We start from the raw sequence: 1,440 nt of genomic DNA on the forward strand, positions 1-1,440 counted from the left end.
AGCTGACCTTGGTACTGACTATTCCGGTAAAGTCTTTATCTATAACCTCGCAGGGCAAAAGGTTGGCGAAGAAGTGATTTCTTCCGCTAACAACTATCGCGTAGACATCTCTGTCCCAGCAGGTCAAAACGGTGTGCGTGTTTACGCCGAAACCCTCAATGACAATGTCTATGAGGGCAATGAAACCATTACCATCACTGCAGGGGTACCCGGTCGTCAACAATTGGTAACATCAGAATCAGCGTCCCTTTCTGACGAAGCTGACAAACCTCGGGTCACCGGTGTCTCAAACACGTCAACCAACGAAGGTGATGAAGCGTCACTCACCGTCACACTCAGCAACGAGTCCACCACTCCAACACGTGTCTTCATCGATGCTTGGGGGAATTCCGCCACCGAAGGCACGGACTTCAATACCAAAGACCTGTGGGTCAACTATGGCAACGGTTGGGTCAAAGCCGACGGGGATTTCTCTACAGGTAATTGGGTGAGTGTGCCCGCCAACACCAAAACCTTCCAAGTTCGTTCTCAGACCACCGAGGACGGCACTTTCGAAGGCAACGAAATTTATACGCTTGGTGCCAGAGCCGACGGGCAATCGAACATGGTGTCTGGCACCGTCACCATTGTGGACGATGAAGACGCAACCATTGTTCAATCGGTCACTCACCTCAGAGATGGCATTGAAGGTGGTACGGCACCAGGCTGGACCGTTAACTTCAATAACCCGTCCGATGAAGCCACCACCGTGAGGCTTAACTTTAATGACGGGTTACACCAAGCAGACATTGGCGCCGACTATTCAGGCAAGGTCTTGATCTATAACCTCGCAGGCCAGAAAACGGGCGAAGTCGTCTTGAATGCCGCGAACAACTATCAAGCAGACATCTCCATCCCTGCCGGTCAACAGGGTGTGCGCGTCTATGCCGAAACCCTCAATGACAATGTCTATGAGGGGAATGAGAGCATTCAAATTCAGGCGGCAGTGCCTGGACGACAGGGTTTTGTGCAATCACAAGAAGCCACCATTACTGACGAGGCCGACAAGCCGCGCGTCACTGGTGTCTCTGACGCCTCCGCCAATGAAGGTGACGCGGCGTCACTCACCGTCACACTCAGTAATACATCGACCACCACGACGCGTGTGTTTATTGATGCTTATGGTAATGAAGGCACGGCCACTGAGGGCGCTGACTTTAATACCAAAGACCTGTGGGTCAACTATGGCAACGGTTGGGTCAAAGCCAGTGGTGATTTCGCCGGCGGCAACTGGATTGACGTCCCGGCGAACACCAAAACCTTCCAGGTTCGTTCTCAGACCACCGAGGACGGCACTTTCGAAGGCAACGAAACGTATACCATCAAGGCAAAAGCCGACGGGCAAAGCAATCTGGTGTCCGGTACGGTCACCATTGTCGAAGATGAAGCGGCAACCATCGT

1 pseudogene is annotated in these 1,440 nt (G+C 52.6%); it reads left to right on the forward strand.

Annotated features, from left to right (window positions below):
* A pseudogene (locus BM082_RS24550) lies at window positions 1-1,440 on the forward strand (Calx-beta domain-containing protein); the annotation flags it as partial.

Origin of the sequence: Enterovibrio norvegicus DSM 15893 (genome assembly GCF_900115495.1) — a bacterium.
In the GTDB taxonomy this organism is placed as follows: Bacteria; Pseudomonadota; Gammaproteobacteria; order Enterobacterales; family Vibrionaceae; genus Enterovibrio; species Enterovibrio norvegicus.